Genomic DNA, 23,056 nt, shown 5'->3' with positions numbered 1-23,056 from the left:
AATATCCCCGCCGGAGGCAGCCCGGCCAGGGGCCGGGCTCCCTTTCAGGCCGCGCTTTCCGCCAGTCCCAGCTTCTCGGCCAGGCCGATGCGTTGCAGCTTGCCGGTCGCGCCTTTCGGGATCTCGTCAAGGATGACCACCTTGCGCGGCACCTTGAAATCGGCCATGCGCGCGGCGGCGAATTCGCGGATCTCGCGCTCGGTGGCACTCGCGCCCTCGCGCAGCACCACGGCGGCCGCGACTTCCTCGCCAAGCTTGGGATGGGGCAGGGCGAAGGTCACGCATTGCGCGATCGCGGGATGCTCCATCAGCACGCCATCCACCTCCAGCGGGCTGACCTTTTCGCCGCCGCGATTGATGATCTCCTTCAGCCGCCCGGTGAGGTGCAGATAGCCGTCCTCGTCGAACGCGCCCTGATCGCCGGTGCGGAACCAGCGCTGGCCTTCCGCCTCGAAGAAGCTTTTCGCGTTTGCCTCGGGGTTGCCCTCATAGCCCGGGGTCACGTTGGGCCCCGAGATCACCACCTCGCCCGTGCCGTCAACCAGCCGGTCCTCGATCTCGTGGGCGATGCGCACCATCGGCCCCGCCTCGACCCCGACCGAGCCCGGTTTCTGCGCGCGCGGCGGCAGCGGGTTGGAACACATCTGGTGGGTGGCTTCGGTCATGCCATAGCCCTCGATCACCGGCGCGCCGAAGGTCTCTGCCAGTTCCATCATCACCTGCGCAGGCAGCGAGGCCGAGGAGGAGCGCAGGAAGCGCAGCCGCGCGGCGTCGATCACGTCGCGGTTGCGGCTGGCGCGCGACAGGATCGCCTGATGCATGGTCGGTACCGCGGTATACCAGGTCGGATCCGCGTCCTTGAGCCAGCCGAAGAATTTCAGCGCGTCGAAGCCCGGCGCGCACCAGATCGAGGCGCCCGCCGAAAGCGACGCGCTGACCGCGGCCAGAAGCCCGTGGATATGAAAGAGCGGCATCACGTTCAGGCAGCGATCCGCAGGCGTCAGGTCCAGCGAGGCGCGGATATTCGCGGCCGAGGCGGCGACATTCGATTGCAGCAGCGGCACGATCTTGGGCCGCGAGGTGGTGCCCGAAGTGTGCAGGATCAGCGCGACATCGCCGGACTGCGGTTCCCCCTTGTCGCAGGCCCCGCCGTCGCCTTCGGCCACAAGGTCGAATTCCCCCGCAGGCGCGGCCGGATCGACGCGCAGGCGCAGCACCGTCAGCCCGAAGCGGTTGGCGGCCGCCAGCGCGGGGCCGTCATAGCCTTCGGCCAGAACGATGGCCTTGGCCTTCAGATCCTCGAGGTAAAAGGCATATTCATCCTCGCGATAGGCGGGGTTCAGGGGCGCGGTGGTGGCGGTCTGGGCGATCGTCACGAAGGCCGTGGCCATTTCCGGCCCGTTCGGCAGGACGATGGCCACCCGGTCGCCGCGGCCCACGCCCGCGGCGTGCAGATGGTCTGCGACCCGCTCGCCCAGCGCGCGCAGCCCGCCATAGCTCAGCCAGTCGCGGCCGGGCGCCCCGATGGCGGGGCTCGTGTCGTCATGTCCCTGAAGGAATGCCTTGATGGTCGTCACCTCGTAATCCTTTCCTTGGGTCCGTGTCCTGTCCCTGCGCAGCCTTCCGGTCATTCGGCCGGGGCGGGACGTTTGCTCAGGCGCTGGCGCAGCATCTTCAGGAGCGGCAGCGCGAAGAAGATGGCCGCCAGCACCATGAAGGTTGCCGAAAGCGGCCGCGAGAAGAAGATCATCGGATCGCCCTGGGTGCTGATCAGCGCCTGGCGGAAGCTTTTCTCCATCAGCGGGCCCAGCACAAGCGCCAGAACCAGCGGCGCCAGCGGATAATCGGCCTTGCGCAGCAGATAGCCCGCCACCCCGAAGCCCGCGATCAGCCACACGTCATGCAGCTTCTGGCTGGGGGCAAAGCCGCCCAGGATGCAGAGCACCAGCACCATCGCGCAGAGCACCGAGAACGGCATCCGCAGCGCCCAGACGAACAGCGGGATCAGCGCGATGTTAATGAGCACGGCGGCCAGATTGGCGGTGTAGAGCGAGCTGATCAGGCCCCAGACGAAATCCTTCTGCTCGATGAACAGCATCGGCCCGGGCATCAGCCCCCACATCACCATGCCGCCCAGCAGCAGCGCGGTGGTGGGCGAACCGGGGATGCCCAGCGTCAGCATCGGCAGCAGCGAGCCGGTCGAGGCGGCGTTGTTGGCGGTTTCGGGGGCGGCCACGCCCTCGATATTGCCCTTGCCGAAGGTCTCGGGCTTCTTCGAGAAGGTCCGGGCCAGACCATAGCTCATCAGCGAGGCAGGCGTTGCACCTGCCGCCGGCAGCATGCCGACGAAGAAGCCCAGCACCGAGCCGAAGCTCATGGTCTTCCACATCTTGTTCATCTCGCGGATGCCCTCGACCAGATCGCGCATGCGCAGCCGCGCGGTCGAGACGGCGGGCGAGGTGCGCGCGGTCTCGATGGTGTAAAGCACCTCGCCCACGCCATAGACGCCGATGGCCAGCACCAGAAAGCTGATGCCCGCATAGAACCCCGGGATGTCGCCGAATACCAGCCGCGGCTGGCCCGAGATCATGTCGAGCCCCACGGTGGACAGCACCAGCCCGAGACAGATCATCACGATGGTCTTGAGCGTGTCATCGCCCCCCAACCCGACAAAGGTCGTGAAGGCCAGCAGCACCAGCGCGAATTCCTCGGCCGGGCCGAATTTCAGCGCAAGTTCGGCCAGCGGTGCGGCAAAGGCAGTGAACAGCAGGACCGAGATCGTGCCGCCCACGAAGGACGCCACCGCTGCCGCGATCAGCGCCAGCCCCGCCTTGCCCTGCAACGCCATGGGCCTGCCGTCGAAGGTGGTGGCCACCGCGGTCGAGGCGCCGGGTATGCCCAGCAGGATCGAACTGACCGCGCCGCCATACATCGCGCCGTAATAGATTGCCGCCAGCAGGATGATCGCCGAGGTCGGCGGCACGATGAAGGTCAGCGGCAGCACCAGCGCCACCCCGTTGACCGACCCCAGCCCCGGCATCGCGCCGATGAACAGGCCCGCGGTCACGCCAAGGATGACGATCAGGATATTCAGCGGTGTCAGCGAGGTCGCGAAACCGTCGGCAAGAAGGCCAAGAACTTCCATGATCGGCCCTCCTCAGAAGAACATCGCGTAAAGCGGGAAGAAGAACGGCTCGGTCCAGCCCTTGGGCAGCAGGATCTTGAGCGTCACCTCGAAGAAGAAGAACACGACGACCGGGGTGGCCAGCGTCAGGATGCCGATCAGCAGCCAGCCGTGATGGCCAAAGAATTTCAGGTAGATGAACAGGAACGCCATCAAGGCCAGATAGGTGCCGATGAAGGGAATGACCGCGATGGTCGCAACGAACAGCCCCACCACGCCCGCGATCTGCGGGATCGCGTCGGCATCGGGAAAGAACTTCTCGCCCTCATGCGGGTGACTGACGAAACTGCGCAACAGGATCAGCGTCGAGGCCGCCAGCATGATCGCCGACAGCCAGAACGGAAACGCCCCGCCGCCGGGCCCCGCGTTTGGAACCCAGCCGATCGGCAGGGCCTTGGCATGCCACATGAAGTAAATCGACAGCCCCATCAGCGCGAGGGCGATCAGTCGGTCCGCGGCGAGCATGGTTCCTCCCATCCGGTTGCGCGTTCGACGACACGGGCGGACCCTTGGGCCCGCCCGCCTGCGAAGGTCTGCGAAAGGATCAGGACGGCGTGTCCAGACCCTTCAGGATTTCGCGGTGCTTTTCGCGTTCGGACAGGAAATAGGCCTGAAGCTCGTCCCCCGCGAGGAAGTCGGTCAACAGCGCCTGATCGCGGGCATAGGTCTGCCACTCTTCGGATTCATGCAGGCTTTGCAGAAGGTTGACGTAATAGGCCTGTTGCGCCTCGGTCAGCCCGCCCGGGGCGACAAAGCTGCGCTGCATGTAGTATTCCAGGTCATGGCCAAGTTCGGCGAAGGTGGGCACGCCGGGCATGCTGTCCAGCCGCTCGGCCGTCAGGAGCGCGATGGGGCGCACCCGGCCAGCCTGCCAGAAGCTCATCGCCTCGGAGGGGTTGTTGACCGTGGCGTCGATATGGCCGCCGACCAGCGCGGTCGCCACCTCGCCGCCGCCGCCCATCGGGACATAGGTGTGGCTGATGCCGAATTCGCGTTCCAGCAGCGCCGTCACCAGGCTGTCTTCCTGGCCGGTGCCGGTGCCGCCCATGCGCCACGACCCGCCCGCGGCCTTTGCCGCCTCGACATACTGCTCGATCGTCTCGATGCCGCTGTCGACATTGACCCACAGCGCAAAGGTATCCACCGCCATCCGCGCCAGTGGGGTGAATTCCTCGATATTGACGCCGATCTCGGTCTGGATCGGGGTGGTGTAATAGCTGTTGAGCGTCGCCATGATGACATGGGCATCGCCCTGCTTGTCCTTGAGATAGCGTAGCGCCTCGGCGCCCGATCCGCCGCCCTTGTTCACGGGCAGGAACGGCATCTGTGCCAGCTTTTCCTTCTGGATGATGGTCTGGAACAGCCGCGCCAGCCGGTCCGCACCGCCGCCCTGGCCGGCCATGATGACCATTTCGACGGGCTTGATCGGTTTCCACTCGTCGGCCAGTCCCGGGCTGCCAACCGCGATTGCTGCCGACGCCATGAGAGCCATCGCGCCGCGGCGCGTGAAGATGTTGGTCATTGTTGTCCTCCCTGATCGATACGGCCCGGTCCGCAGCGCCTGATCCTCCCTGGATCGCTTCGGCCGATGCCATCTCATGGTCCTGAAAATCGCGGAGCGGGCGGAAAATTCCACACCGAAAAGGGTTGTTGTGATAAAGCTGAACGTAACAGAGGTGTCATCTTGTAATGTTGTAAATATGCGGAAGGCCCTGATCGGATCGCAATTGCGGCAGCTTCGCCGCGACCACGGCCACACCCAGGCCGAGATGGCCCGGCGGCTGAAGGTCAGCCCGGCCTATGTGAACCTGCTCGAGAACAACCAGCGTGCGCTGTCCGTGCCGGTGCTGATGGCCCTGACCGAAGCCTATGGCGTGGACATGCGCGAGTTGCTCAGCGACCGCGATGCCGCGCGGCTGGCCGAGTTGCGCAGCGCGGTGGCCGATCCGGCCTTCGACCGCGACCGCCCCGATCTGGCGGAATTGCGGGCCGCGGTCGATCATGCGCCGCGGCTGGTGGACCTGTTCCTTCAGCTTTACCGCGGCCATCGCAGCGCGGTCGAGCGGCTGTCGCGGCTGGGCGATTCGGCGGGCGAGATCCTGAGTGCCTCGCCCGAGACGGCGATTCACGACTTCTTTCGCGACAACGCCAATCATTTCGACGCGCTCGAAACCGCCGCCGAGGACATCCGTCGCCAGATCGTGGGGGCGCCCGACGACATGTATGCGCTGCTCAAGCGCTACCTGCGGATGAAGTTCCAGATCGACGTGCGCCAGGTCGGCCTGGACGAGATGCCCGACACGCTGCGGCTGTTCGACGACCGCGCGGGCTGCGTGCTGCTGTCCGAGGCGCTGGACCATCCCAACCGGGTCTTCCAGATCGCCCATGTTCTGGCGCTGGTCGAACTGCCCGACTTGCTGGACGCACTGGTTGGCGAAAGCGGTATCGCGACCGAACCTGCCCGCGCGCGCTGCCGGGTGGAACTGGCGAATTACTTCGCCGCGGCGCTGCTGATGCCCTATCGGCCCTTCCTCGATCTGGCCGAGCAATCGGCCTATGACATCGACCGGCTGGCCGCCGCCTTCGGCATGAGCTTCGAGCAGGTCTGCCACCGGCTGACCACGCTGCAACGTGACGGGGCGCGGGGGATCGGGTTCTTCCTGTTGCGCATCGACCGGGCGGGCAATGTCACGAAGCGGGTCAACGCCACGCCCTTCGCGCTGGCCGAAAAGGGCGGGTCATGCCCGGCCTGGAACATACACAACGCCTTCAGCATGCCCGACATGGTGCTGCCGCAACTGGTCGAGATGCCCGACGGCGCGCAGTTCTTCACGATCAGCCGCACCACCCCGCGCCCGGTCTTCAGCCGCAACCTTCCGGACAGTCGGCTGGTGGTGGCGCTGGGCTGCGAGCGGGGCGACGCGCACCGGATCGGTTATGCCCGCGCCGTCAACCTGGACCGCGAGGCGGGCAATGTGGCGCGGATCGGCATCGCCTGCCAGATCTGCCCGCGCCAGGCCTGCTCCCAGCGCGCCCACCAGCCGATGCACATGGTCCTGCCGATCGACGCCAAGCGGCGCGGCCGGACGCGGTACGAAAGCTGATCGCACGGGGGCGGGGCAGGTTGGGCAGGGAACCGGCCATGCCAGTCCGAAACAGCCCTGACCCCGGTGCAAGCCATCCGACGGAATTGCGACATTGTTCCGCGCGGGTCATTTGGGTAGGCTCCTTGATCAGGACGCGGGCTGCCATTGCCGTGTGACGGGGTCCGGTTTTCGGGGCCAGGATAGTGTGCGTTATTTGATTGTTCCGGGTTTCCCACGGGGGATGGGAGTCTGATGGACGAAAGGACGGGGGCGGAGTCATCGTCGTCGCAAGGCGGCGTTTCCGGGGCGGACCACGCAAGGGTGATGGAGTTGCTGACCTCCGAGGCGTGGGAAAAGCGTCTCGATGAGGCGCGCCGCCAGCGCGAGAAGGCCCTTGCCGACAAGGCATCCGGTACGAAACCCGCCTTGGCCCCCGACGGAGCCAGGCAACGCGCGGTCCGGCCCGAAACCGGGACCGCCGCCCGCGTTGCCATGGTGTTCAAGGCGACGCGTGGGACCGGGGACGCATCAGGCATGGCTGCGCCAAAGGCTTCCGCCGACAAGCCGGGCCCGCCCGGTCTGCCGCGGAACGGTGCGTTGTCGACCCCTGCCGCGATTCGGTCCGTGGCGCCCCCCCCCAAGGCGGTGCGCCCCCCTGCCGCCCTTCGCGGCGGTGCGCCGCGGCTTGAGGTTGCACTTGCCCAGGCCCGGGCCGCGCAGCGTGATGGGTCGGGCAAGACGCGGGACCGGCGGCGCTGGCGCTGGGCGCTCTTTACAGCGGGGGCATTCGGGATTGGTCTGATTGCCGGGGTCGGGGCGATGAAGTTCCCCGGCCTGAGGGACAGCGGGTTGCCGCCTGTCGTGGCTCAGCCGCCAGACACCGCGACCATGGATTCGGCCGCCACCCCGCGCCCCGCGCCATCCGCAAAGCCCGCCGCGTCGTCGCAGCCCCTTGCCGCAGCCCCCGTCCGGCCGGATGCGCGGGCGCAAGATGCGGTCGCCAGAATTCCGGCCCTGGCGGTTGCGCTGCCCCCGCTGCCCGTGCCCGAGCCTGCCCCGCGCATGGTGCTTGCCGCGCTGCGTGCCCCGGCCTTTCCCGCCCTCGCGGCTCGCCCGGCCGCGCCTGAACAGTTGCTGGCCGGACTGTTGCCGCCCGCGCCCGCGCCATTGCCCGCGCTCTGGGCCGGTGACAACGCCGTTGCGGTTCCGGCGGTGAGCGTTCCGGACGCCACGCTGCCGCGCCCGGAGCCGCCGCCATCCCTGGGGGCTCTGCCGCGCCCGCCAGACAGCCATCTTGTGCCCTTGCTGCCGCCTCCGCAACAACCCGCTGCCGCGCCCTTGCCTGCGCATAAGGCACCGCCGGGGTATTTCGTCAGCGTTTTCGTGTCGAATTCCGTACCCGAAGGCGGCATGGCCAATGCGGTCGCGGCACTGGTCCGGGCTGGCTACCAGATTTCGCAGCCCGCGCGGGTGCAGGTCTCGATCCCCGAGACCGATCTGCGCTATTTCCACCGTCAGGATGCCGAGACGGCACATGCGCTGGCCCGCGAACTGGGGGGTGTGGCGCGCGACTTCACCACAGCGGCGAAAAAGCCGCGGCCCGGGCGGCTGGAGCTTTGGCTGGGTGGCCCTTCCCAAGAGGCTCAGGCTCCGGTCCGCACGACCCGCCCTGCAACGCAACCGGCCACCATCCGGCGCAACCCGCCACAGCCATAGCCCCAGCCGCAGACCCCGACGGCGCTGAAGAGCGAAGTGATCCGGAAGCTCAGAGAAGCGAACAGACAGTAGCCTGACCGAAGGAGTTTTCGCGCAGCGTGCCCTCGGGGGGGCTGTGGCGGTATCTGCGCGAGAACCCGGAACTGATGGCGGGCGAGGACGAGCTTGCGGTGGAATTGCGCAGGTTCTGCCAGGATATGACGCTGGGGCGGCTGAGCTTCGACTACATTCCCGCCCATGCCGAAGGCCAACGTGATCCTCGGGGCGGATCTGTTGATCGCCTGCGAGGTGCCGCGGCCGCACTGGACGCTTTTGCCGTTCCGCTCGATCGAGGTCGGAGATTATTTCGGGATGATTGATTTCACGGTATATTTCACGGCGCCAGCCTGGCGCGAGAGTTTCGGACGTGTTATCGCCGAGGCACTGGCCGCGGGCAAGGTGGTGCTGACCGACCCCGAGGCCGGGGCAAGCTTCGGCAAGGGCATCATTGCCTGCCGTCCCGACGACGTGGACGCGGCGGTGGCGCGTATGGTGGCCGACCCGGCGGCCCATGCGGCCCAGATGGCGCGGGGTCAGGCGGTGCTCGAGCAGTTCTCAGAGGCGGTTTTCGCGGCGCGGTTCGAGGCGCTGATCGGCGATCCGGCGCGGGGCCGGGCGGCATGATCCTTGTCCAGGGCGGAAGCCGCTGCCAACGCGCCTGCGATGCGGCGCCCTTTCTCGTCGATCCCGAGGCTCTCTCGATCAGGGCCGTGTGCGTGCTGGGGGCCGACGAGCTTGACGACCAGGTTCTTGCCGCGCTGCGCAACCGGGCGCTGGAGCCCGGGGTGCCGGTCGTGGCCACCGGGCGGTTCGCCGACCATCAGGGCTATCTGGCGGCGCGGGGGCGGCTTGCCCATGCGATGGGCCGCGAGCCCCGGGTGATCGACCTGACCGAGACCCAGCTCCGGCCGCTCATCGCGGGCGCCCATACGCCGCTGGTGGCCGAACTTGCGCCGCGCCCGCGCCCGCTTGGCCCGGTGCCGGTGGTGTCCGTGGCGCCAGGTCCGGCCGAGCTGGACGATCCGCTGGCGCTGGCGCGGCTGTCGCAACTGGCGCACCGGGCCGATTTCGGCTTCCGGCTGATCGCGAATTACGAGCAGATGGATCAGATCAAGGCATCGCGGCACCATGACCTGCCGGTGCTGACCTTTGCCGAATTGTCGCCGGTGACGCTGGCCGCGGGAACCGATGTGTTCGCGGCCTTTGGCCAGGGTATGCCGGGCGAACGGATGCCCCCGGACGACGAGGCTGCGGCGCAGGCGGCCGAGGCGGAACTGCGCAAGTTCTGGAACCTCGAGATCATCATCGACGGTGGCGATATTGGCCTTTTGGGCCAGGCGCAGGCCAGATGATGCCGGGCCACCCGAAACCCTGGCGGTGCGGATGCCTCGCACGGCAGCCGGACGACGTGCCGGATCTCTGGTGTTGTCAGATAATGGAAGGATAGCGCGCATGGCGTTGCCGGCCCGTTTCGGGCCGGCATGGGCGTTCATGCGCTGTCGGACGCTCTCTGTTCCGGGGCGCGCGGCAGAGGTGGCCCGCCTCTGATCTGCCGGTAGGCATCGGTTTTCGGCGCACGGCCGAATGGATCAGGGTTGGCGAACCGTCGCCGCCTGCGCCTTGTCAGAAATCCTGCCAGGTTGTTGTGTCGTTTGCGGCCTTGCGCTGGGCGGGGAAGGAAAGCTCCGCGGCGGCTTTCGGTTGGCTGGGCGGCGCGGGGCGGGTGGGGGTGGCCAGGCGCAGCGGCGGCAGGGCCGTGCTGGAGCCGGGCTGGCCGCCTTGCAGCCGGAACCGGGCGACCAGGCCTTGCAGCGTCTCGGCCTCGTGGCGCAGGGTGGCGCTGGCGGCGGTGGCTTCCTCGACCATGGCGGCGTTCTGCTGCGTCACCTGGTCAAGCTGGGTCACACCCACATTGATCTCGCCCAGCCCCACCGATTGTTCCTGCGCGCCCGTGGCGATGCCCGAGACCAGATCGGCGATGTTCGCCACGCGGCCCACGATATCCGCCAGCGCCTCGCCCGCGCGGTTGACCAGCGCCACGCCGGATTCCACCTGATCCGAACTGGTGCCGATCAGGGTCTTGATTTCCTTGGCCGCGTCCGAACTGCGCTGCGCCAGCGCGCGCACTTCGGAGGCCACGACCGCAAAGCCGCGCCCGGCCTCGCCCGCTCGCGCGGCCTCGACGCCCGCGTTCAAGGCCAGCAGGTTGGTCTGGAACGCGATGTCGTCGATCACGCCGATGATCTGGCCGATTTCGTCGGATGACCGCTTGATCTCGGACATCGCGCCGATCGCGTCGGTCACCACACGGCCCGAGGCCTCGGCATCGCCGCGGGCGGCCGAAACCACCCGCTCGACCTCGGCCGCACCGTCGGCGGCGGCCCGCACGCTCGAGGTCAGCTCGTCCAGCGCGGCGGCGGTTTCCTCCAGCGTCGCGGCCTGGTTCTCGGTGCGCTGCGACAGGTCGTCCGAGGCGGTGCCGATTTCCTCGGCGCGGGCGTGGATCTCGGTCGCGTTCTCGACGATCGAGCCCAGCATCTCGTTCAGCGTCGCGACCGTCGCGTTGAAATCATGGCGCAACTGCTCGTAATCGGGCGCAAAGGCCGCGTCCAGACGATGCGTCAGATCGCCCGCGGACAGCCGTTGCAGCGCGTCGGCTAGGGTTGTGACAACGGTGTGCTGCTGTTCGGCCAGCTGGCGGCGTTCCTCTTCGAGCGCGCGTTCCTGTTCCTGCATGCGCGCGCGTTCGATCAGGCCCTCGCGGAAAATGCCCAGCGCGGTCGCCATTCGACCGATCTCGCCGCCGGAATACGGGATGCCGGTGATCGGTGCCAGATCGCCCTTGGACAACCGTTCGGTCACCCGGACAAGGCGCGACATCGGGCGAAGGATCAGAAGCCAGGTGAAGACAGGTGCAGCGAGCAGAAGCGCAACGCTGCCCATCGCCACCATGTGAAGCTGCCGCTCCGCGCGGTCTGCCGCCGCAAGAACGCTGTCCCCCGCTTCTGCGGCCAAGGCAAGCGCCGCATCGCTGTGCGAGACCGCAGCATCGCCGATCCGGCGCAGATGGTCATAGGCCGTTCTTGAGGTCGTTTCGGCGCGGGACTGGGCGTGCAGCATTGCCGCGCGCGTGGCGATGACGCCGGTCTCCGGCGCGGCCGAGGCGAGGATCTCCTGGATGATGATGCGCAGGTCTTCGGTCAGGAAGACTTCGTCTATAAGTGCGGCCAATGCCCCGGCAACCTCGTCAAGATCGCCTTGCGCGGCGGCAGCGGCATCCGGATCGCGCGCCGTTGCCCCCAGAAATGCCGTGGCGACCACGGTTTCGACGGCGAGTTCCAGCCGGGCGGCATCGCGGATGAAGGTCAGTTCATTGCCGATCAGCCGTTCGACCGCCTCGCTGTTGAAGGTCGCCGTATCCTCGGCGCCGGTCATCAGGTTCTGGGTCAGGTCGTCGATGGCCTGGGTCAGGGCGGCGTCGGTCTGCTCGCGAAGCGCCATCAGTCGACGAAGGTGGTCCGGCCGGGCGCGGAACCCGTCGATGGTTGATTCGGCGAGCATCGTGCGCATCTCGGTCAGCACGGGCAGAAGCCCGGAACTCGATCCGTTCTCCTCGAGCCCGGAAAGGATCGTGTCGAGTTCGCCAAGGCTCAACACGGCGATGCCGCGCAGGCTTCCGCCCCGGCCTTCGTCGCCGGAATCGGCCAGCGCGATGGCGATACCGCTGAGCAGGTTGATCTCGCTGCGGGCCTTCAGAACCAGGGTCGTCGCAACGAAATCATGGTCGATCAGCGAGCCAAGCGTGCTGGTCACTGCCTCGATGGTCTGCGCGCCGGCGAGTTCCATGTCATAGACCGCGTCGTCGGAGATCTTCTCAAGCTGTTCCCGCGCCTTGTCCGACTGCTCGCGGAAGGCGGCGATCGTGGTTTCCAGTTCGTCCTGACGCGCGAAGCGATCGGCGATGGCGGCCTGCATCAGTTCCACCGCGGAGCCGAGATCGGAGAGAAGCGGCTTCATCGCCGTGATGGCCGCTGCGGGCATGCCGTTCATCCCCTTTTCGAGCGCGGCGCGTTCCTCGACGAAGCTTTCAAGCCCGGAGCGGACACCGTCGGGGGTGCTGGCCAGAAGCATTTCGGACAGGGCATCGCGGATCCCCGCGCTGTGTTCGATCACGTCGACGCTGTTGCGCAGCGCGGGCAGTTGCTGGCCCAGAAGCGTGTTGAGCGACCCCGTCAGGCTGGTGAACACGGCCAGAGCGATCACGACTGCGGCGGCCGTCATCGCGGCCATGGCCGCCATGGAGAACCCCATCTTGATGGCGATGCTTCCAAACAGGAAAGAGATGAATCGGCGCATGTTTGCCTCGCGGCTTTATTGTTTTTTACAGGGTGGGCGGCAGGGATCAGCCTGCCGCACCTTTGGATCAGCGGTGCGCGACCGCACTTTCGGAAGCTGTCGAACCGATGGAGGGCCCTTGATCCGTGCGCCGCCCATGGCGAGCGCGGGACGCATGTGCCGACACAGTCGGACCGCAGGGACGATCGTCATGTCGGCCGCACCGGCCCGAATCGGAAAGAAGGTGCATCGCAGATTCCGGGTTTCGAGGTTCGTCCGCCGGACCATGGAACCGAAGCCTTAACATCCTGTTGTCTGCACCATGCCAGAGGGGCCGGATTATCGTCGAAGTTTATCGAACCGGCCGGGCAGGCCGGCCCCGGGCGCAGCCTGACACGGACCGCCCCGGCCAAGGTCGGCCGGGCCGACGCGGGCCTTGCGCATTGGGGTCTGCGCACAAGCTGGGCATCAGTGCTGGATGTCCTCGTCGCGCACGAACATGTTGGCCCAGGCCCGGTCGATCAACTCTGGCGTCATCTGGTGGGGAATGCCCTCGAACTCACAAATCGCGATCATCTGGTCGATCAGGAAGACCGGCTGGTAGTTGGCGAATTCGTTGTTGATCGTGGGATACTTCTCTTTCAGCAGGTAGATCAGCGTGGCCTCGTCGATCGGCATCTTCTTCTTGCGCGCGACGAGTGCAAAGATCCGCAGGTAATCTTCCTGGCTGGGGCCGTCGATCTTGATCTTGAAGAAGATCCGGCGCAGCGCGGCGCGGTCGAAGATCTCGTTGGGATGGAAGTTGGTGGAAAAGATCACCAGCGTATCGAACGGCACCTCGAACTTTTCGCCCGATTGCAGCGCAAGGATGTCCTTGCCTTCCTCCAGAGGGACGATCCAGCGGTTGATCAGCGCCTGCGGCGGTTCTTCCTGACGGCCCAGGTCGTCGACGATGAAGATGCCGCCGGTCGATTTCATCTGCAACGGCGCCTGATAGGTGCGTGCCGTGGGGTTGTAGACCAGATCGAGCATCGACAGCGACAATTCGCCGCCGGTGATGACCGTGGGCCGCTCGCAAAGCACATAGCGGGTGTCGTAGCGCCCCGAGATGCGGCGCAGAGAATGGGGATCGTCCACCAGTTCCTCGGCCGCGCAATGCACGATCGGGTCATAGACGGTGATGACCTGACCGGAATACTCGACCGCGCGGGGCACATAGATCCGGTCGCCCAGCGCGTCGCGGATGCCGTTGGAAATCGACGATTTCCCGTTGCCGGGCGGGCCATACATCAGGATCGAGCGGCCCGCGCTGACCGCGGGGCCGAGATGGTCGAGCAAGGCGTCGGGCAGGATCAGGTGGCCCATCGCGCCATGCAACTGGTCGCGCGTGATCTGGATGTTGCGAATCGACTGGCGCCTGACCTGCTCGGCATAGATGTCCAGCGGCACGGGCATCGCGCCGTAATATTCCGACTGGCCAAGGGCGTCGAGCGCGCGCGCCTTGCCCGCCTCGGTCAACTGAAAGCCCATCTCGTTGCCCGCGCCCGCATGAAGCGTTCCCGTCGCTTCCAGCAGCCGCTGGTTGCGCGCAAGGTCGACCAGTTCCTGGGTCACGGGGGCCGGCAGGCAGATCGCCCTGGCGATCTGGGTCACGGTATCGACATTCTTGCGGAAGATCGTCTTGAGCAGGATGTCGCGCATCATCACCATCGGCAGGCGCATCTCGCCCAGCGATCTGGGGGCGGGCGGCGCCATGACGTCGGAAATCTGCATGTTCATGTGTTTGCCCTGAAACTGCTGCGGAGCCTGCCCAAAACTCACCGTATTTTGGGGCAATTCTTGGGCGACAGGCCGGGCGTTTCCGGACAATCGCAAGGATTGCGCAGGCTCCGTCGCCACAGCGGCCGCCAGGCGGCGCAACGACAGGAGGGCAGGGCGCATGACGCGATTGGACATGCTCGGGCTGGCCGCGGCGATGGCTGCGGTGCTGGGCGCGGCGAGCTGGGCGGGGCTGGCGGCGGGCGGGCTATACCCGGCCATGCACGAGGGCGACATGCTGCATATGGTGCAGATCGTGCTGCACCAGGCTGCGGGCGACTGGCCGCATCTTGATTTCATGACGCCGCTGGGCGTGCTGGCCAATGCGCCCATCGCGCTGTTCGTCCGGCTTGGCCACCCGTTTGCAGAGGCGTTCGTGCTGGGCCAGGCGCTGGTCGGCGCGGCGCTTTTGCCCGCGGCCTGGTGGGCGGCGCATGACCGGCTGGCGCGGCCCTGGGCCCATGTCTTCGGGGCGGGAATCATGCTGCTGGCGGTGGCGCTGGTGCCCGCGACGGCCGCACCCGAGATATCGCTGTCGATGAGCTACAACCGCTGGGCCTGGGCCATCCTGTTCGTCGTGCTGGTGCTGGCGGTGCTGCCCGGCCGCCGGGCGGGGCAGCGGGCGCGGGTTGCTGACGGGGCGATCATGGGGCTGGGGCTGGCGGCGCTGGCGCTGATCAAGATGACCTATCTTGTCGCCGCGGTGCCCGTCGTCGCGCTGGCGCTACTGCTTGCGCGTGACCGGCACGGTGCGCTGGCGGTGCTGGGGACGGGGCTTGGCGTGATGCTGGCGGTGACGCTTGCGGCGGGCCCGGGATTCTGGGTGGCCTATCTTGGCGACCTTCTGGCCGTGGCCCGGACCGATATCCGGCCCTTCCCGGGCGACAGCCTGCTTGATGTCCTGACCGGGCCCAGGGGCGTGGCGGGCACGATGCTTCTGTTTGCGGCCGTGACGCTGGCGCGCCGGTCCGGGCGTTTGCGCGAAGGGCTGTTGCTGCTCGCCGCAGCGCCAGGGCTGGCCTATGTCACCTACCAGAATTACGGCAACGATCCGGTCTGGCTGTTCTTTCTGGGGATCTTTGCGCTGACGCTCTGCGCGGCTCCGGGGCAGGGGGCGGGCCGTGGGCTGGCGGTGACCGGCTGGGGCGCGCTGATCCTTGTCGCGCCGATCCTTGTTGCCATGGCCGAAAGCCCGCTGCGCAACCTGATGGCCCGCAGCGTCGATGCGGTCGAGGTATTGCCCGGCGATCAGGGCATCCGGATGCGGCCGGATCGCATCGCCCATGTCCAGACCCGGGTCAGCCGACCGCTTGCGGCAGGGCAGGACATCGGGCAGGGCGCGTCGATGCCCGAACTGACGCTTCTGGAGGGTGCGCCGCTGGAGCCTTGCCGCCTGCTCAGCGGGCTTGTCGGCTGGTTCCGCGCGGTGTCCGAGGATGTCGGCGCGGCGGGGTTCGGCGGGCGGCCCGTTCTGGTGGCCGACATGCTGAGCGCCTATGCGCTTTTCGGCGGTGTCGCGCCTTTGCCGGGCGGGGCGCCCTGGTATTATGGCGGGCTGCCCGGGGTCGAGGCGGCAGAGCTTGTTCTGGTGCCGCAATGCGCCGCGCGACCCGATGTGCGCGCCAGCATCCTGCGCGAGCTGGACGAGGCAGGCTATGTCCTGACCGAACTGCGCCGGACCCCTGATTATGTGCTGCTTGGCATCGCGCCCAGCGCCGCAAGCCCGAGATAGACCAGAAGCCCCCCCGCCAGCGCCAGCCCCATGGGGAAATCGCGGCGCTCCCAGGAGTCCCAGCCGGGCAGGGCGCGGCGCACCGCCGGGATTCGGCGGGCCAGCCTATGACCGACAAAGGCCAGCACGGTCACTGCGGCGAACAGGAACAGGAAGCTCCCCAGATCGGCCAGCGCCACGAAGGGCGCCATGGCGGCAGCGAATTTCGCATCGCCCGCGCCGATCATGCCGAGACTGCTCATCACGAAGCCCAGAACCAGCACGACGCCGAGATGCACCCAGCACCAGGCCCAGACCTCCAGCGGCAAGGCGACCGGTCCGGCCAGTGCAAAGACCGCGACCAATGCCAGAACGGCCCGGTTCGGGATCTTCATCGTCTTCATGTCGGCAATTGCGACCCAGACCGCGATCGGCAGAACGAAGGGCAGGACGGCCACCATGCCCAGCGGTGCGCCCAGATCGACCGCGCGCGCGATCAGCCCCACGAGAATCGCGCCAAAGGCAAGGCCCAGCGCGAGGGTTGCGGCCCGTCCGCCGGTGCGGGATTGGGGTGCAGCAAGGTCAAGCGAAGTCATGCGGGCGCTCCGGGCGGGGTGGATCGGCGCAAGGGTCGGCGCGCATTCGGGCAGGGATAGGGCAGGCCCAAGGCGGCGGCTGGGCAGGCCCACGCGCTGCACCGATCGGCCGCAACGCGGACTCCGACAGCGAGATGGAATACCCAGGCGCGTTCAATCTGCTCGCCCTGCTAGCCCCGCGCCTCAAGCGCCTGCAACGCGCGCACCGCCGGATCGAAATGCTGCGGATGGGCGTCGATCGCCTCTTGCAGCAGCCCCTTGCCGATGGAGACATCGCCTTGCTTGATCGCGGTCAGCGCGAGCGTGTGGTAAAGCTGCGCCCGCTCGACCGGCGTCATCTGGACCACCGGCAGATCGTAATTGCGCTGGGCGCCGCGGGCCAGAACCAGGTTGTTCTTGGCGGTGAAAAGCGACGGGTCATAGCGGATCGCCTCGGTGAACAGCCGTTCGGCGCCCTTGAAATCGCCCCGCGTCAGCTTGGAAAAGCCCCAGTTGTTCAGCACGCCCGAGGGCCGCGTCGTCAGCCCCGCGGCGGTTTCATAGAAGCTGTCGGCCTTGGCCCATTGCTTGTTGGCATCGGCCACCATCGCCTCAAGCCGGTAGCGGCGATAGGTTTCGTGGGTCGGCGGGATCGTCTGCAATACCGCCTCGGCCTTTTTCCACTCGCCGGCACGGATCAGCGCATCGGCATGTTCCACCCGGTCCTCGTGGGTCGCCTCGGGATGCGCGGTGACGCGCGCCCAGGCCGGAACGGCCTCGCTGTTGCGCCCCGCCCTGACCAGCGACCGGGCAAGCCCGCGCTGGGCCGCGATGCTGTCGGGCTGTGTCTCCAGGGTCCGACGGAAATGGGTGACCGCCTCGCCGGGATCGGCGACGTTCATCATGATCTCGTTCAGGCTGTTTTCATCGCCCGACAGCACGTCCTGAATGGCGCGTTCGACATCGCCTTCGCCCGGGCGCTGGCAACCCGCAAGCGCAAGCGCCGCGCATGTCGCGACAAGGATATGTTTGCGCATGTCCTGCGTCCTCTGCTGCCCGGGCCTCAGGGTGTGGCGATCAGCAGGAAGCGGTCGCTGCCGCGCCGAACCAGCTGGAAGTCGCTCTTGTTGGCCGGATCATAGGATGGATCGCCGGTTTTTTCGATAGCCAGCAGCAGATTCTGCCGGATGTCGTCAGATCGGCCACTATCAAGGGCAAAAGCGGTTTCGAAGACCCGCCGCGCCTCGCCGGCCTCGCCCTTCTCGATCAGCACCACGCCCAGATTGTTCCAGGCCGGCACGAAGCGATTGTCCAGTTTCAGCGCGTGGCGCAGTTGTCTTTCCGCCTGGCCAAGCCGCCCCAGCCGCAGGTTGGCCGAGCCGATCGCGGACAGCACATCGGCGTTCAGCCCCTGTTCGGCCCCGGCACGGTAATAGGCTTTCAGCGCCAGTTCGTACTCCCCCGCCGCCATCAGCCGGTGGCCGACGATCAGCCCGTCAACCGCGTCGGTGATCTCGGGCGTGCCCGGGGGCGGGGCCAGACCCTCGAAACCCGGCCCCAGCCTGCCGCTCTGCGCGCAGGCGGCAAGCAGCAGGAACACGGCCAGAAGCGGCGCACGCCGGAGCGGTTCAGAAGGTCGCGGTCGAGAACGTGGTGTAGATGTCATAGACCGCCGGGCCGATCAGGATGATAAGCAGCGGTGGCACCGTGAACATCATCGTGCCCAGTGTCAATTTGGTCGGCAGCACGTTCGCCTTTTCCTCGGCACGCATGACACGCTTGTCGCGCATTTCGGCCGAGAAGACCCGCAGCGCCTCGGCAATCGAGGTGCCGAAGGTGGCCGACTGGATCAGCACCGTCACGAAGGACGAGATATCGGTCACGCCGCAGCGTTCGGCCATGTCCTTGAGAACCTGCACCTTGTCCTTGCCGGCCTTCATCTCCTGGGCGACGATCTCGTATTCTTCGGCAAGGTCGGGAAAGCCTGCCCGCATCTCGCGCGCGACGCGGATGATCGACTGGTCCAGCGACTGGCCCGCCTCGACGCAGACCAGCATCATGTCCAAGCTGTCTGGAAAGCCGTTGGTGATCTCCTGCTGGCGCGTCTGAACCCGCCGTTCGACCCAGTAGCGCGGCAGATAATAGCCGATCGCGCCCGGAATGATCACCGACAGGATCAGCCGGGTGGTATCGACCTGGCTGCTGGCGCTGTTCAGGATGGTGTAGAACACGCCGAGCATCAGAAGCCCGAGCCCCAGCGCAAGCTGGGCGAAATGGAAGATCCGCACCGCGGTTTTCGAGCGGTAGCCCGCCCGCATCAGCTTGAGCCGGATAGCCGAGAATTCCTCCTCGTTCTGGGGCTCAAGGAAATGCGAGAAGCGTTCGAGCTTGTCCGCGCGCGAGGTGGGCCTGAGCGCCGCCGCCGGTTCGCGCGCACTTGCCGCCTTCATCTCGCGGGTTTCGCGCTTGAACTTGTCAAGCGGGTCGACGCGCTTTTTCAGAAGCGCGGGCAAGGTCAGCGCGATCATCAGGAAGCCCAGCGCGCCCAAGGCATAAAGCGGGCCGAACGCGCCGAACCGGTCGATCAGGGCGGTGTTGAGGGTGGCGATGATGTCCATGGGCCCTGCTCCTCAAACCTTGATGTTGACCATGATCCGCATGAAGATCACGTTCACGACCAGAATGACGCCGACCGCGATGGCGGCGGGAATGAAGAAGGGCGAGTCCTTGACCGCGTCGAAATAGTCGGGCTTGATCGTCAGGATCATGAAGACCGCGGCGATCGGGAAGCCGGACAGGAACATGCCCGACCATTTCGCCTCGGCGGTGAGCGCCTTGACCCGGCGGAACAGCTTGAAGCGCGAACGGATCACCTTGGCCAGCCCCTCCAGAACCTCTGCGAGGTTGCCGCCTGATTGCTGCTGGATCGTGACCGCCACGGCAAGAAAGCGCAGATCCTGCATGTCCACGCGCTCGGCCAGATCCTTCAGCGCCTCGCCCACGTCGCGGCCATAGGCGGCCTCGTCGGCGATGATGCCGAACTCGGTGCCCAGCGGATCGGGCACCTCCTTGGCGACGATGTTGATCGCCGAGGCGAAGGGGTGGCCGACGCGCAGCGAGCGTACCATCAGTTCTACCGCGTCGGGCAACTGCTCCTCGATCAGGCCGAGCCGTTTCTTCGCCTTGCCATTGACCCAGACATAGACCCCGCCCACGCCCATCGCGACCGCAACCAGCACGCGCACCGGCAGCGCGGCATCGGTGCCCACGGTCAGGCCGAGAAAGGCGACCACGGAAAGCACCGCCATGACCATGATCAGCTGGTTCGGCGTGAACGCGATATTGGCCTTTTGCGCCCGTTCCGCCAGCAAGGAGTATAGCGGGATGCCGCGGGCATTCATGTGCTGGCGCATCTCCTTGCGGAGCTGTTCCAGCACCTTTTCGCGGTCCGTGCCCTTTTCCAGCATTTCCAGCCGGCGGTTCACCTTGGCGTTCAGGCTGATCGACTTGCCGAACACCGTCAGATACAGGCCCTCGACCAGCGCCAGGACGGCGACGAAGATCAGGCCATAGATGATCGCATCCATACCGATCTGCATGGCTTACATTCCCCTGTTCGGTTCGAAGATGCTGGCCGGCAGGTCGTAGCCCCATTGGCGGAAGCGCTCGGAATAATGGCTGCGCACGCCGGTTGCGGTGAAGCGGCCGATGATCTTGCCGTCGGGTGCCAGCCCGAGGCGTTCGTAGCGGAAGACCTCCTGCATCGAGATCACCTCGCCCTCCATGCCGGTGATCTCGGTGATCGAGACCATGCGGCGCGAACCGTCCTGAAGGCGGCTGGCCTGCACGATCAGGTTGACGGCCGAGGCGATCTGGCTGCGCACCGCCTTGAGCGGCATCTCGATCCCGGCCATCGCCACCATGTTCTCAAGCCGAGAAACCGCGTCGCGCGCGTTGTTGGCGTGGATCGTGGTCATCGAGCCGTCATGGCCCGTGTTCATGGCCTGAAGCATGTCGATCACTTCCTCGCCGCGCGTCTCGCCGACGATGATGCGGTCGGGCCGCATCCTGAGCGCGTTCTTGAGGCAGTCGCGCTGGGTAACCGCGCCCTTGCCCTCGACATTCGGCGGGCGGCTTTCCATCCGGCCGACATGGGTCTGCTGAAGCTGAAGCTCCGCGGTGTCCTCGATCGTCAGGATGCGTTCGGAATTGTCGATGAAGGAGGACAGCGCGTTCAGCGTCGTGGTCTTGCCCGAGCCGGTCCCGCCAGAGACGACGATGTTCAGCCGCGTGGCCACTGCGGCCTGAAGATAGGCGGCCATTTCATCCGTGAAGGCGCCGAATTTCACCAGATCCTCGATCCCCAGCTTGTCCTTCTTGAACTTGCGGATCGAGACAAGGCTGCCATCCACCGCGATCGGCGGCACCATCGCGTTGAAGCGCGAGCCATCCGCCAGCCGGGCATCGACATAGGGGTTCGATTCATCGACACGTCGGCCCACGGCCGACACGATCTTGTCGATGATCCGCAGAAGGTGGCGTTCGTCCTTGAAGGTGATGTCGGTGGGCGTAAGCTTGCCCCCCCGCTCGACGAAGATCTGCTTGGGGCCGTTCACAAGGATGTCGTTGATCGTCTCGTCCTTCAGCAGCGGCTCCAGCGGGCCGAGGCCAACCACCTCGTCGTAAAGCTCCTGGTTGAGTTGCTGGCGGTCCTCCTTGTTCAGGACGATGCCCATCTCCTCCAGCGCCTCGCTGGCGATGGCCTGGATCTCGGCGCGCAGGTCCTTTTCCTCGGCATGTTCCAGCGCGGCAAGGTTGAGGTTCTCCAGAAGCCGCTTGTGCAGCTCGACCTTCAGCTCGCCCAAACGCTCCTTGCGCTTGCGCTCCTTGTCGACGGGCGCGGGCTTTGGGGGGGCTGCCTTGGGCGTCTGGGCGGCGCTCGGCGCGTCCTGGCGCTGCGGGGCGGCCGCGGGACCGGTGGGCCCGGCATCGGTCTTCTTGTATCGTGAGAACATCGGGCAAGCGTCCTGTCTGTCACGCCTCGGCCGCGGCCGACATCTGGCCGAGCTCGAAAAGCGAGTTCGCGAGTTTCTGGATTTCCCTGCGCAGCGGCGCCTTGGCGGCGGTTTCGGCCAGCGGCAGGCCGTGATCCCCGGCCTCGCTGACCGCCCTCGGGCAGATGGATCTCGATATCTATGTCAAGGCTTTCCGCCATACGCTTGACCCGGCTCTTGCCCGAGAGATCGGTGAATTTCGGCGCCCGGTTCATCGCGTAGCGCAGCCGCTCATAGGGCAGATCCTCGGATTTCAGCGCGCGGATCAGCCGGAGCGCGTTCTGGGCCGAGCGCATGTCCAGTTCCAGCAGGCCGAAATAGACATGGGCCTGGCTCAGCACCGCCTCGGTCCATTGTACCAGCGTCGTGGGCATGTCGATCACGACGAACTCGAATTGCGAGCGTGCGATCTCGATCAGCCGCTTCACGTCGTCGGAACCGATGATGTCGAGCGGCAGGATGTCGGCGGGCGCGGTCAGCACATGCAACCCGTCGCGATAGGTCTGAAGCGCCTGCATGAAGGTGTCGCTGTCCATCGCGGGGATGTCGGACAGAAGCTCGAACACCGCATCCTTGCGCGGCAGGTCGAGATAGGTCGAGATCGAGCCGAATTGCAGGTCGAGATCGAGCAGGCAGACCCGGCTGGGGGTGCCCTTGGCGGCAAGGCGCAGTTCCCAGGCCAGGTTCACCGCGAAGGTCGAGGCGCCGACCCCGCCCGCCAGCCCATGCACCGGCAGCACGACGCCGTCGCGATGCGAGCGCGACACCGCCGGAACGATCTGGCCGCCCTGGCCGGGGGCAAGCGCCGCCGGGGACGGCCGGCGCACCCGCTCGATCGCGTCGTGCAGGGCGCGTTCGGGCAGCGGGTAGGGAACGAAATCGTCGGCCCCCACGCGCATCAGCTGGTGCAGCGCGATCGGGCTCAGTTCCTCGGCGATGACGATGACCTTGATGTTGCGGCGCTTGGCGTTGCGGATGATCTCGCCGATGAAGGCGATGTTGTCCTCGTCCTGGTCGTCCACCGCGACTGCGATGAATTCCAGCGACCGCGCATCGGGCTGGTCGAAGAAGCTGCTGGCATCCGGAAAGGCAAGGTCGCCCCAGCACGCGCCAAGTTCTGCTTCCATGTCCTCGATCAGCAGGTCGAAATTCTGGATGTCCCGGGACACCGTGCAGGCGATCACCGGGGCCGGATCCGAATGCAGGGCCGCCAAACTCGTCATGTCCGTCCACTTCCCTTCCTGCGGACCGGCCCGCCGACCTTCTGGCCATGTCGGACCCGGCCCGCGCACGACTCGCCGTCGCGCACACCGCTCTCGACCGGATTGTGAAAGCCAATCTGGGCAACATTACGGCCCGAAAACCGAAATTGTTGGAAGTCCGGCTCTGCCGCGCGCCGCACTTGAACTCGGATGTGACCCGCGCCGGGTTTACCGGCGTGCGAAAACACCCGAAGGATGGGCCGTGTCTAAGGGAATCGGGCGGCGACGGCATCGTGAATGGTAGCCGGACGGTGACACGGGCAAGCGGGGGCGGTG

Annotated in this window: 17 protein-coding genes and 1 pseudogene; 5 read left to right on the top strand and 13 right to left on the bottom strand. The window is 66.6% G+C overall.

Features of this window, described 5'->3' with window-relative positions:
* Positions 1-44: 44 nt before the first annotated feature.
* The 4 genes from GH815_RS05810 to GH815_RS05795 all read right to left on the bottom strand — a co-directional run bounded on the left by GH815_RS05810 (position 45) and on the right by GH815_RS05795 (position 4,706).
* Entirely contained in the window at positions 45-1,577 is a 1,533-nt protein-coding gene (locus GH815_RS05810; protein WP_343030675.1) for an acyl--CoA ligase, read from the bottom strand.
* A gap of 50 nt (positions 1,578-1,627) precedes the next feature.
* Complete coding sequence (locus GH815_RS05805; RefSeq protein WP_153747815.1) at positions 1,628-3,145, bottom strand: tripartite tricarboxylate transporter permease; 1,518 nt, start codon at positions 3,143-3,145, stop codon at positions 1,628-1,630.
* Between the two features lie 12 nt (positions 3,146-3,157).
* Positions 3,158-3,649: a tripartite tricarboxylate transporter TctB family protein gene (locus GH815_RS05800; protein ID WP_153747814.1), complete on the bottom strand. Its 492-nt coding sequence runs from the start codon at positions 3,647-3,649 to the stop codon at positions 3,158-3,160.
* A 79-nt stretch (positions 3,650-3,728) separates the two neighbouring features.
* On the bottom strand, positions 3,729-4,706 hold the full coding sequence (locus GH815_RS05795) for a Bug family tripartite tricarboxylate transporter substrate binding protein (protein WP_153747813.1): 978 nt from the start codon (positions 4,704-4,706) through the stop codon (positions 3,729-3,731).
* Positions 4,707-4,884: 178 nt separating this feature from the next.
* Between GH815_RS05795 and GH815_RS05790 the strand changes: the two genes are divergently transcribed.
* The 4 genes from GH815_RS05790 (at position 4,885) to GH815_RS05775 (ending at position 9,377) form a co-directional block, all read left to right on the top strand.
* Positions 4,885-6,288, top strand: a complete 1,404-nt coding sequence (locus GH815_RS05790) for a helix-turn-helix domain-containing protein (RefSeq protein ID WP_153747812.1) — start codon at positions 4,885-4,887, stop codon at positions 6,286-6,288.
* Positions 6,289-7,089: 801 nt separating this feature from the next.
* Positions 7,090-7,986, top strand: a complete 897-nt coding sequence (locus GH815_RS05785) for a LytR C-terminal domain-containing protein (RefSeq protein WP_153747811.1) — start codon at positions 7,090-7,092, stop codon at positions 7,984-7,986.
* Between the two features lie 237 nt (positions 7,987-8,223).
* Positions 8,224-8,649 carry a glycosyltransferase family protein gene (locus GH815_RS05780; RefSeq protein ID WP_153747810.1) on the top strand — a complete coding sequence of 142 codons (426 nt, stop codon included), beginning with the start codon at positions 8,224-8,226 and terminating at the stop codon, positions 8,647-8,649.
* Entirely contained in the window at positions 8,646-9,377 is a 732-nt protein-coding gene (locus GH815_RS05775; RefSeq protein ID WP_153747809.1) for a hypothetical protein, read from the top strand. Before GH815_RS05780 ends, GH815_RS05775 begins: the two co-directional genes overlap by 4 nt.
* 271 nt (positions 9,378-9,648) lie before the next feature.
* On the opposite strand, the gene GH815_RS18825 is transcribed toward GH815_RS05775, so the two are convergent.
* Together GH815_RS18825 and GH815_RS05765 are read right to left on the bottom strand one after the other, a co-directional pair.
* The gene (locus GH815_RS18825; RefSeq protein WP_246176336.1) at positions 9,649-12,324 is read right to left on the bottom strand and encodes a methyl-accepting chemotaxis protein; all 2,676 of its coding nucleotides are present in this window, start codon (positions 12,322-12,324) and stop codon (positions 9,649-9,651) included.
* Positions 12,325-12,828: 504 nt separating this feature from the next.
* Complete coding sequence (locus GH815_RS05765) at positions 12,829-14,139, bottom strand: ATPase (protein ID WP_153747807.1); 1,311 nt, start codon at positions 14,137-14,139, stop codon at positions 12,829-12,831.
* A 160-nt stretch (positions 14,140-14,299) separates the two neighbouring features.
* Here GH815_RS05765 and GH815_RS05760 point away from each other — a divergent pair, with 160 nt between their 5' ends.
* The gene (locus tag GH815_RS05760; RefSeq protein WP_153747806.1) at positions 14,300-15,910 is read left to right on the top strand and encodes a hypothetical protein; all 1,611 of its coding nucleotides are present in this window, start codon (positions 14,300-14,302) and stop codon (positions 15,908-15,910) included.
* Here GH815_RS05760 and GH815_RS05755 read toward each other — a convergent pair.
* The 7 genes and pseudogenes from GH815_RS05755 to GH815_RS05725 all read right to left on the bottom strand — a co-directional run bounded on the left by GH815_RS05755 (position 15,865) and on the right by GH815_RS05725 (position 22,741).
* Positions 15,865-16,386 carry an A24 family peptidase gene (locus GH815_RS05755; protein WP_407072166.1) on the bottom strand — a complete coding sequence of 174 codons (522 nt, stop codon included), beginning with the start codon at positions 16,384-16,386 and terminating at the stop codon, positions 15,865-15,867. The two genes, GH815_RS05760 and GH815_RS05755, sit on opposite strands and share 46 nt — an antisense overlap.
* A 269-nt stretch (positions 16,387-16,655) precedes the next feature.
* Positions 16,656-17,501 carry a tetratricopeptide repeat protein gene (locus GH815_RS05750; RefSeq protein ID WP_153747805.1) on the bottom strand — a complete coding sequence of 282 codons (846 nt, stop codon included), beginning with the start codon at positions 17,499-17,501 and terminating at the stop codon, positions 16,656-16,658.
* A gap of 26 nt (positions 17,502-17,527) precedes the next feature.
* Positions 17,528-18,130: a tetratricopeptide repeat protein gene (locus GH815_RS05745; protein WP_153747804.1), complete on the bottom strand. Its 603-nt coding sequence runs from the start codon at positions 18,128-18,130 to the stop codon at positions 17,528-17,530.
* Positions 18,093-19,082: a type II secretion system F family protein gene (locus tag GH815_RS05740; protein WP_153747803.1), complete on the bottom strand. Its 990-nt coding sequence runs from the start codon at positions 19,080-19,082 to the stop codon at positions 18,093-18,095. Before GH815_RS05740 ends, GH815_RS05745 begins: the two co-directional genes overlap by 38 nt.
* Before the next feature lie 12 nt (positions 19,083-19,094).
* Positions 19,095-20,063, bottom strand: coding sequence for a type II secretion system F family protein (locus GH815_RS05735; RefSeq protein WP_153747802.1), 969 nt, complete (start codon positions 20,061-20,063; stop codon positions 19,095-19,097).
* Positions 20,064-20,066: 3 nt separating this feature from the next.
* Entirely contained in the window at positions 20,067-21,479 is a 1,413-nt protein-coding gene (locus GH815_RS05730; protein ID WP_153747801.1) for a CpaF family protein, read from the bottom strand.
* Positions 21,480-21,498: 19 nt separating this feature from the next.
* Positions 21,499-22,741 (bottom strand): annotated as a pseudogene (locus tag GH815_RS05725) (AAA family ATPase).
* Between the last annotated feature and the right edge of the window lie 315 nt (positions 22,742-23,056).

Source organism: Rhodovulum strictum (genome assembly GCF_009649175.1).
Lineage (GTDB): Bacteria > Pseudomonadota > Alphaproteobacteria > Rhodobacterales > Rhodobacteraceae > Rhodovulum > Rhodovulum strictum.
Note: the sequence above shows the minus strand (reverse complement) of the source record. Positions and strands in the feature narration are given on the sequence as shown.

What these genes read in the sequence shown, in the direction of transcription:
- GH815_RS05805 (WP_153747815.1), bottom strand. Translation starts at nt 3,145, where the DNA reads ATGGAAGTTCTTGGCCTTCTTGCCGACGGTTTCGCGACCTCGCTGACA.
- GH815_RS05800 (WP_153747814.1), bottom strand. Translation starts at nt 3,649, where the DNA reads ATGCTCGCCGCGGACCGACTGATCGCCCTCGCGCTGATGGGGCTGTCG.
- GH815_RS05795 (WP_153747813.1), bottom strand. Translation starts at nt 4,706, where the DNA reads ATGACCAACATCTTCACGCGCCGCGGCGCGATGGCTCTCATGGCGTCG.
- GH815_RS05790 (WP_153747812.1), top strand. Translation starts at nt 4,885, where the DNA reads ATGCGGAAGGCCCTGATCGGATCGCAATTGCGGCAGCTTCGCCGCGAC.
- GH815_RS05785 (WP_153747811.1), top strand. Translation starts at nt 7,090, where the DNA reads ATGAAGTTCCCCGGCCTGAGGGACAGCGGGTTGCCGCCTGTCGTGGCT.
- GH815_RS05780 (WP_153747810.1), top strand. Translation starts at nt 8,224, where the DNA reads ATGCCGAAGGCCAACGTGATCCTCGGGGCGGATCTGTTGATCGCCTGC.
- GH815_RS05775 (WP_153747809.1), top strand. Translation starts at nt 8,646, where the DNA reads ATGATCCTTGTCCAGGGCGGAAGCCGCTGCCAACGCGCCTGCGATGCG.
- GH815_RS18825 (WP_246176336.1), bottom strand. Translation starts at nt 12,324, where the DNA reads ATGGCGGCCATGGCCGCGATGACGGCCGCCGCAGTCGTGATCGCTCTG.
- GH815_RS05765 (WP_153747807.1), bottom strand. Translation starts at nt 14,139, where the DNA reads ATGAACATGCAGATTTCCGACGTCATGGCGCCGCCCGCCCCCAGATCG.
- GH815_RS05760 (WP_153747806.1), top strand. Translation starts at nt 14,300, where the DNA reads ATGACGCGATTGGACATGCTCGGGCTGGCCGCGGCGATGGCTGCGGTG.
- GH815_RS05750 (WP_153747805.1), bottom strand. Translation starts at nt 17,501, where the DNA reads ATGCGCAAACATATCCTTGTCGCGACATGCGCGGCGCTTGCGCTTGCG.
- GH815_RS05745 (WP_153747804.1), bottom strand. Translation starts at nt 18,130, where the DNA reads ATGACATCTACACCACGTTCTCGACCGCGACCTTCTGAACCGCTCCGG.
- GH815_RS05740 (WP_153747803.1), bottom strand. Translation starts at nt 19,082, where the DNA reads ATGGACATCATCGCCACCCTCAACACCGCCCTGATCGACCGGTTCGGC.
- GH815_RS05735 (WP_153747802.1), bottom strand. Translation starts at nt 20,063, where the DNA reads ATGCAGATCGGTATGGATGCGATCATCTATGGCCTGATCTTCGTCGCC.
- GH815_RS05730 (WP_153747801.1), bottom strand. Translation starts at nt 21,479, where the DNA reads ATGTTCTCACGATACAAGAAGACCGATGCCGGGCCCACCGGTCCCGCG.